An 8,353-nucleotide genomic window follows, 5' to 3' on the forward strand; every position below is an offset into this window, starting at 1 on the left:
GTGCGACGGGACATCACGGTCCCCTCGCACCGCCCTTCGTCGTTGCGGTTCTCCACAGCTCCATCCACATACACCCTCGCGGGAGGGCAACCTTCAATGTGGTCTGGAGACTCTTTTCCCCACACACCTGTGGAAAGCGGGAAAAGCCTGGTCAGGCGGCTGAAAAAACTTGTCCGACAGTCGAGTTCCCACAGGGTTCTCCACATGTTGCCCACAGCGGTCGCGGCGTTTCCCGCTCGTTCTCCACAGTTCTCTCCACAGGGTGGTTTGACCCCGGCGGCGGGCGGTCCGTAGTGTGGCGCAGCGCCCCGCGAGGGGAGCGGGGCGGGCGCCGAGCGTCCGCTGTCGGAGGTCGGGCGTAGACCTGTTCCCGGCACTCGCGACAGACGGCTCGACCGTGTCGCCACCCGTTCCGCGAGGCACCCGACAGGAGGAGGCGAAGGCATGACGATCGCGCACCTGGCGGTTCCCGGCTCGGACGGACGAGACGGGCGGGACTCCCGAGGGGACTCCCCGCGCAGCAACGAGCGCACGCCCCCGCACGACCTGCTCGCGGAGCAGTCGGCGCTCGGCGGCATGCTGCTCTCGAAGGACGCCGTCGCCGACGTGGTGGAGAGCGTCAAGGCGACCGACTTCTACATCCCCAAGCACGAGATCGTCTTCGAGGCGATCCTGGCGCTCTACTCGCACGGCGAGCCGACCGACGTCATCGCCGTCACCGACGAGCTGACCAAGCAGGGCGAGCTGCAGCGCGCCGGCGGCGCCGACTACCTGCACTCGCTCACCGCGATGGTGCCGACCGCGGCGAACGCGGGCTACTACGCGTCGATCGTGGCCGAGCGCGCGCTGCTGCGCCGCCTGGTCGAGGCGGGCACCCGCATCGCGCAGATGGGCTACCAGGGCGAGGGCGAGGTGCTCGACCTCGTCAACACGGCGCAGGCGGAGATCTACAACGTCACCGGGTCGGAGACGGCGGAGGACTACGTCCCGCTGACCGACGCGGTGACCGTCGCCATCGACGAGATCGAGGCCGCGGCGCACAAGGACGGGGCCTTCACCGGCGTGCCGACCGGCTTCGCCGACCTGGACGACCTCACCAACGGCTTCCACCCCGGCCAGATGATCATCGTCGCGGCGCGACCGGCGCTGGGCAAGTCGACGCTCGCGCTCGACTTCGCCCGCGCCGCCGCGATCAAGCACAACATGGCGACGATCTTCTTCTCGCTCGAGATGGGGCGCAGCGAGATCGCGATGCGCCTGCTCTCGGCCGAGGCGTCCGTTCCGCTGCAGCACATGCGCAAGGGCACGGTCGACCAGCGCGACTGGACGACCATCGCCTCCACCCGCGGCCGCATCAACGACGCCCCGCTCTACATCGACGACTCGCCGAACCTCACGCTCGTCGAGATCCGCGCGAAGTGCCGCCGGCTCAAGCAGCGCATCGGCCTGAAGATGGTCGTCATTGACTACCTCCAGCTGATGACCTCGGGCAAGAAGGTCGAGAGCCGCCAGCAGGAGGTCTCCGAGTTCTCGCGTGCGCTGAAGCTGCTCGCGAAGGAGCTGCAGGTGCCGGTCATCGCGCTGTCGCAGCTGAACCGTGGACCGGAGCAGCGCGCCGACAAGCTGCCGGCGATCTCCGACCTCCGCGAGTCCGGCTCGATCGAGCAGGACGCCGACATGGTGATCCTCCTGCACCGCGAGAGCGCCTACGAGAAGGACAACCCTCGCGCGGGCGAGGCCGACCTCATCGTCGCCAAGCACCGCAACGGTCCGACCCGGACGGTGACCGTGGGCTTCCACGGCCACTTCTCCCGCTTCGCGGACATCCCGGCGGTCTGACGCTCGTGGCTGCACAGGATCCGGTCGAGGAGGTCGCGCTCGACGGGGAGAGCATCCGGCTCGGGCAGTTCCTGAAGTTCGCGGGGATCCTCGACTCCGGGGGCGAGGTGAAGGAGGCCGTCGCGGACGGCTTCGTCAGTGTGAACGGCGAGGTGGACCGGCGGCGCGGGCGGCAGCTGGCGGTCGGCGACGTCGTCGAGTTCGGCGGGCGCCGGTTCCGCGTCGGGGCGTAGGACTCGTCCGGACGTCTCCTCTTCCGGGCGCCGCGGGTGCGTGGCTAGCATCGGGGCGTGCGACGCCGGAGTCGCACCGGTCAGGAGGCTCCGATGGGGTTCGTCAGCTACGGGATGCTCGTGTCGATCGACGGGTTCGTCGCGGCGGCGGACGGCGACATCTCCGGGTTCCCCGCGCCCGGGCCCGCGCTGCACCGGGTCTTCAACGACGGGCAGCGGGCCGCCGCCCTCTCGGTCTACGGCAGCCGGATGTGGCGGATGATGGCGTACTGGGGCCGGCCGGATCCCGAGTGGGACGAGATCGCCGAGGACTTCGCACAGGCGTGGGTCGAGACTCCGAAGGTCGTCTTCTCGTCGACGGTGACCGAGGTGCCCGAGGGTGTGACGCTGGTCGCCTCCGATGCGGTCGACGCGTTCCGGCGGATCAAGGCCGAGACCGACGGCGCGATCGAGGTGAGCGGGCCGGCACTGGCCGCCTCGCTCGGGGCGGCCGGGCTGATCGACGAGTACCGGCTCTACACGCAGCCGTTCGTGCTGGGCGGCGGGACGCCGTACTTCGCTGCGGGGTTCCGACCGGAGCTGCGTTTCCTCGGCAGCGAGCCGCTGCCGGAGGGCGCGGTGCTGACGCGGTACGCGCCGCGGTGAGCGGTCAGCGGCAGCATCTTGCTGCGTCGGACGCCAAGGACTCGACGTTCCGCGCCGGTACCGGTCCGACAGTCCCCGCCGCGTGGGAACCTGGTAAAGTCGAACCAATCGACCCCCTCCCAAGCCTCTCCTTGAAGCTCAAATGGGAGGGGCCTTTTTTATGGGTATCGGGGTACTGCAGTGGCTCTGAAGCCGAGCCTTTCGTGGGCGCAGCAGGTTCAGTTGCTTCGCCAGCGCGACCTCGCCATCGGTGACCCGGCGGCCTGCGAGAGATTCCTAGCGGCGCAGAACTACTACCGGTTCTCCGGCTATGCAAGGTATTTTCAGCGCGCCCCACAGGACGGCGACGACATGTTCGTCCAGGACACCTCCTTCGAAGGGATCCGGAGGATCTACGACGCAGACGAAGAGCTGAGGCAGTCGCTCAGCGCGCAGCTCGCGCGCGCCGAGATCCTCCTCCGCAGCCACACCGCTCATGTCATCGCCGATCGACACGGCCCCTACAGGTCGTATCTCTCGGGCGCCTTCTACTCGGAGGCTCCCTCTGTGGAGCCGACCGCGGAGGCGTGCCTCCGAGACATCGAACGCAGTCGGGAGAGGCACATTCTGCGGTTCACAGCGAACACTCGCGAGGTGGGGACTGCACGCTTCGATGCGCTGCCGATCTGGTCTGCAGTCGACGCTTGGTCGTTCGGCACGCTGTCGAAGTGCATCGAACGCGGTGATTCCGGGTCGTTGGCCGGCGCAGTCGCCTCGAGCCTCGGCGTCGCTCAGGCGGGATTCGCGTACCGAGTGCGGGCGCTCGTGTATCTCCGCAACAGGTGTGCTCACCACAGTCGGCTGTGGAACCACTCGATCATCGACGCCGGACCGACGCCGAACAACGTCCGGACGAAGGCGAAGCGTCTGGCCGGGCAGTTCGATCCGAGATCCGTGCTCGACGTCGTCGCGTCGCTTGATGACATCCTCCTTCGAGGTGCAGGCGCCGTAGCCATCCTTCCGTCGCTCTTCGTCGAGCACTCACCACACGAGCCCTTCTGGCGGGGACTCCGCGCGCCGCAGACCACTCACGATCAGCACGACCACATCCCCTGAGGAGACGGGTCGAAGCGCAGCGCCGATGGCCCGTCGGAAGACACGGCGTCTAGCCGAGGGTCGGACGTGCGGTCTCGCCGGCGCGGGGGTCCGCGTCGATCAGCTCTCCGTAGCGCTCGAGCTCGATCTGCTGCAGGGTCTTCCCTCTGGTCTGCGGGGCCCAGATCGCACCGACGGCGAGGGCGATCAGCAGCAGCGCGATCATGATGAGACCGACCACGGGGACGCCGCGGGCGGCGAGCACCGTCGGGAAGTAGTAGCTGAGCACCCCGACTGCGACGCGGGCGGCGAAGAACAGGACCCCCTGCGCGCTCGCGCGGTACGGGGTGGCGAACAGCTCGCTCGCCCACAGGCTGTAGAACGCTTGCGCGCCGATGCCCGCGGAGACTCCCCAGCAGACCGCGAACAGCAGGAGGACCGGGAGCGTGACCTCGGCGAACACGAGCAGCACCCAGGCGACGATCCCCAGTGCCGCACCGGCGGTGTACAGCAGCCTGCGGCTCACCCTGTCGCCGAACCGCATGAAGCCCAGCCAGGTCGCCAGAACGGTGCAGCTCCAGAGCAGCACCTGGAGCAGATTCTGCGCGACGGGGTCGGCGACTCCGGCCGTGGCGTAGACCCGAGGCATGAAGATCCCCATCTGACCCGCGCACACCCCCCAGAAACCGTAGATCCCGAAGAGGAAGACCAGGGCCCTGACGTTCGTCGGCCTCGAGAGAAGCTCCCGGAGGCCGCGACGCGGTGCGCGGGTCCGCAGTGCGCGGCTGTTCGACTCCTTCCAGAGGACCGACTCGTGGAGTCCCTGGCGGATCCACCAGACGACGAACGCGACAAGGAACAGGTGGACGAAGACGAGTCGACTGCCCAGCAGGCCCAGGGGGGCGAGCACGGTCGCCAGCGTGAAGCCGACGACCGGACCCATCGACCAGGCCAGCTGCGCCGTGCCGACGTGCTTCGCGCGCCGGCCGGCCGGTGCCTCCTCAGCGATGTACGTCCAGGACGCCGGGACGCCGGCGCCGACCGCGATCCCCGTGAGGACGAAGGCGGCTCCCAGCATCCAGACGTCGAAGGCGAACGCCGCCAGCAGGATCCCGACCATGTAGAGGATCAGGTCGTAGGTGTAGATGAACTTGCGGCCGTAGCGGTCGCAGAGCGGTCCGCCGATCAGAGCGCCGACCGCGGCTCCGAACGCGTTCGCGCTGACGGCCGCGAGCAGGCCGACGGCCGTGTCGTCGATGCCGAACTCCGCCTGCCAGAAACCGAGGCTGGTGGCGATCGCGATGATCGAGCCGGCCTCGATGTAGTTCGACATCGCCACCGAGACGGTGGCCTTCCAGCCGGTGGTGGAGGTCGCTCCGAGACGTGCCATTGGACTGTTCTCCCTTGAACGAGGTGGTCGTGCGGTGTGGATGGACTCCGAGGTCAGAGCCGGACCCGGCGGAAGGCCACGCCGAGGATGTCGGCGGCGGCCTGGAGGTCGCGTGCGCGGTGGCCGATGCACAGCGCCCAGTGGTGGTCGACGCCCGAAGCGCTCCACTCGTCGACCCAGAGCCCCGGATCGCCGCCGAAGTCGACGCGGGACGTGGTGTTGCCGATCCGCAGCAGGGGGCCGGGCACCACGGTGCCCTCGGAGGCGACGAAGACGTACGAGCCGTCGCGCTCCTGACCGAGGCCGAAGACGGTCACCGGGCCGGGGCGGACGTCGAGCTCGACCGAGACGCCCCAGCCGCGCTTGCCGTGGAAGACGCCGAGGCCGCGCAGCAGCGGTTCGCCGGACGAGATCGCGAGGTGCGCGGGTCCGTCGTGGCCCATCTCGACCACGCCGTCGAGGAAGTTCAGGCCCTGGATCTCGGTGAAGGAGCCGCCGGCTCCGAGGCGCTGGGCGATCAGCATCGCGAGCGACGCGCGGAGCTCGTACTCGCCCGCGACCGGGACACCGCGGGCCGTGAGCAGCGATGCGCCCAGGATCATGCCGGCGCCGAGTCGCTCGTGCTGCTCGCCGTTCAGGCCGCGGTGATAGTAGGCGAGCGAGTCGAGCCGGAAGTCCTCGATCAGCCGGTCGAGGCCCACTGAGACCTTCGCGGCCCAGGAGAAGTCCTCCTCGTCGACGGTGTCGTCGACCGTGAAGACGCGCTGTGCCAGCTGCAGGCGCTCCTCCACCTCGGTGTCGGTCACCGCTTCGACACGGACGCGCAGGTCGTCGAACTCGAGGACCTCGACGTGCGAGCCGAAGGTCGTCGAGACCGTGGTGAGGTCGGTCGAGACGTCGAGCATCCCGGGATAGAGGTGCCCCATGAGGCCGTGCCTGCCGTGGCGCAGCGCGGCGCGCACGTGAGCGGCGCCGATCCAGCGGCCGATGCGCTCCCACGCGCTCTCGTCGCGCAGGTGGCCGGAGACGGAGCGGAACGGGATGCCGGCGCGGCGGAACACGTTGCCCATCTCGGGTACGGAGCACTGCCCGCAGTAGGCGAGCCACTCCCTGGTGCCGAAGCTCTCGTGGTCCATCGCCGCCGTGGGCTGGAGGTCGATGATCAGGACGGGAGCGCCCGACCGCTGCGCGATCGGCAGGACCATCGACGCGGTGAGGTAGGTGGTGAGGAAGACCACGAGGAGATCGGGATCGGCCCGGCGCAGCGCCTCCGCCGCCGAGGCCGCGCCGTGGGCGTCGCTGATGAAGCCGGCGTCGGTCACCTCGACGTCGAGCTCCGCCAGGCGGTCGGAGACGTAGCGGGCCGACTCCTGCAGCTGGGGCAGGAGGGCGGGGAACTGGGGCCAGTAGGCCCCCAGCCCGCCGGCGACGAGTCCGACGCGGGTCCGCCGGCGGACGGTCTCGGGAAGCAGCTCTGCGACTCGCGCGCGCTCTGCGGACATGGTGCGAACTCCTGTGGTCGACGTGGAACGGACGGGCGGGCGGCGGCCGGGCCTTGCGTCTGCGGGTGCGGAGCGGCCGTCCCGTGGAACGTTTCACCACGGTAGGCGCGCAGTGCTCCGCCGGGGCGACCGTCACCATCGGGTGGCGCGTTCCGACCACTGCGTGGATGGGAGTCCGCGGAGTGCGGGCCGGACCGGCGGCGGCGCGTGGGAGGCTCGGATCGAGTCATCAGCAGCGGAGCGGGCGGAGACGGCGGAGTCCTGCCGCACGACACCCGTCTCCTCGACGTCAGGAGCGCGCGCATGCAGGTCGGCATTCACTTCATGAACTTCACGCTGCCGGGGGGCAGTGCCGGGATCGCGCCGATCCTCGGGGCGACGGCGCGGACGGCGGAGGACGTCGGCTGCGAGTGGTTCACGCTGATGGACCACTACTTCCAGATGGAGCAGTTCGCGACGAGCGAGGATCCGATGCTCGAGGGGTACACCTCGCTCGGGTTCGTCGCGGGGCGGACGGAGCGGCTGCGGCTGGGGCTGCTGGTGACCGGGGTGACCTACCGGCACCCGGGGCTGCTGGCGAAGATCGTGACGACGCTCGACGTGCTGTCGGGCGGGCGGGCGATGCTCGGCATCGGTGCGGCCTGGTATGAGCGGGAGCACCTCGGGCTGGGCGTGCCGTATCCGGCGCTGAAGGAGCGGTTCGAGCGGCTCGAGGAGACGCTGCAGATCTGCAAGCAGATGTGGAGCGAGAACGACGGGCCGTACACGGGGAAGCACTTCCAGCTGGCCGAGACGCTGAACCACCCGGAGCCGATCCAGCGGCCGGGTCCGCCGATCCTGATCGGGGGCAGCGGAGAGAAGAAGACGCTGCGTCTGGTCGCGGAGTACGGCGACGCCTGCAACCTGTTCGCGATCGGGGCGGAGGGGATCGCCCACAAGCTCGACGTGCTGCGTCGCCACTGCGACGACCTCGGGCGCGACTACGACGCGATCACGAAGACGATCATCGGCGGCGGCGACCCGGTCGGCGACCCGGACGGGTTCGTGCGGGCGATGGAGGAGTACGCGGCGCTCGGGATCTCGCTGGTCGAGCTCGCGCCGCAGGGGCCGGACCCGGAGGCGTACGTGGCGCGGCTGGGCGAGGGCGTCGTGGGGCGGCTGGCGGCGATCGGGTGAGGGCGGGGTCTCGATACGCCGCTGCGCGGCTACTCGACCAGCATGAAAGGGCGCCGCGCGGCTGGTCGACCGGCAGGGAAGGGGCGCTGCGCGGTCGGTCGACAGGCATGGAGGGGTGCTCCGCGCACAACATCAGCTGAGAGCACCCGGCCTCCGCTGTCAGCGGAGGGACCCCTGTCTCAGCTGATGTTCTGCGCGGCGGCGGCGGCGGTACATCAGCCGAGGACGTGCGTCGTCGCCGAGGGGCGCTGAGAGCGACGCCTGGCTGATGTTCTGCGTCCGGATCGGGTGCCGTGGTCTGAGGATCCGGACTGTCGGGCGCACTCATGCTGATCGAGTAGCCCGCGGAGCGGGCGTATCGAGATCCACCGGCGCCAGAAGGACGAGTCTGCAGACCTGGCCTTCATCGGACGGGGGGGCGGTTTCATACGGTTGTTGCAACGGAGGGGTGGTTGCATGCCGGGTCGTCGGTTGGATGCGGGTGAGCGGGGTCA

7 protein-coding genes are annotated in these 8,353 nt (G+C 69.6%); 5 read left to right on the top strand and 2 right to left on the bottom strand.

Annotated elements, in window-relative coordinates:
• The first annotated feature begins 444 nt into the window (after positions 1-444).
• From dnaB to MT351_RS18985, 4 genes are all read left to right on the top strand, one after another.
• On the top strand, positions 445-1,839 hold the full coding sequence (gene dnaB, locus MT351_RS18970; protein WP_123447283.1) for a replicative DNA helicase: 1,395 nt from the start codon (positions 445-447) through the stop codon (positions 1,837-1,839).
• A gap of 5 nt (positions 1,840-1,844) precedes the next feature.
• Positions 1,845-2,072 (top strand): RNA-binding S4 domain-containing protein, encoded by a 228-nt coding sequence (locus MT351_RS18975; RefSeq protein ID WP_123706127.1) that lies wholly within the window; start codon positions 1,845-1,847, stop codon positions 2,070-2,072.
• Positions 2,073-2,165: 93 nt separating this feature from the next.
• On the top strand, positions 2,166-2,717 hold the full coding sequence (locus MT351_RS18980; RefSeq protein WP_243582959.1) for a dihydrofolate reductase family protein: 552 nt from the start codon (positions 2,166-2,168) through the stop codon (positions 2,715-2,717).
• Between the two features lie 180 nt (positions 2,718-2,897).
• Positions 2,898-3,812 carry an Abi family protein gene (locus MT351_RS18985; protein ID WP_243582960.1) on the top strand — a complete coding sequence of 305 codons (915 nt, stop codon included), beginning with the start codon at positions 2,898-2,900 and terminating at the stop codon, positions 3,810-3,812.
• A gap of 49 nt (positions 3,813-3,861) precedes the next feature.
• Here the strand turns inward: MT351_RS18985 and MT351_RS18990 are convergent, their stop codons facing one another.
• Positions 3,862-5,181 (bottom strand): MFS transporter, encoded by a 1,320-nt coding sequence (locus tag MT351_RS18990; RefSeq protein WP_243582961.1) that lies wholly within the window; start codon positions 5,179-5,181, stop codon positions 3,862-3,864.
• A 53-nt stretch (positions 5,182-5,234) separates the two neighbouring features.
• Positions 5,235-6,683: an L-fucose/L-arabinose isomerase family protein gene (locus MT351_RS18995; protein ID WP_243582962.1), complete on the bottom strand. Its 1,449-nt coding sequence runs from the start codon at positions 6,681-6,683 to the stop codon at positions 5,235-5,237.
• Positions 6,684-6,986: 303 nt separating this feature from the next.
• Between MT351_RS18995 and MT351_RS19000 the strand changes: the two genes are divergently transcribed.
• The gene (locus MT351_RS19000) at positions 6,987-7,859 is read left to right on the top strand and encodes an LLM class F420-dependent oxidoreductase (RefSeq protein WP_243582963.1); all 873 of its coding nucleotides are present in this window, start codon (positions 6,987-6,989) and stop codon (positions 7,857-7,859) included.
• Positions 7,860-8,353: the final 494 nt, after the last annotated feature.

The organism is Rathayibacter sp. VKM Ac-2926, assembly GCF_022815565.1.
GTDB classification, from domain to species: domain Bacteria; phylum Actinomycetota; class Actinomycetes; order Actinomycetales; family Microbacteriaceae; genus Rathayibacter; species Rathayibacter festucae.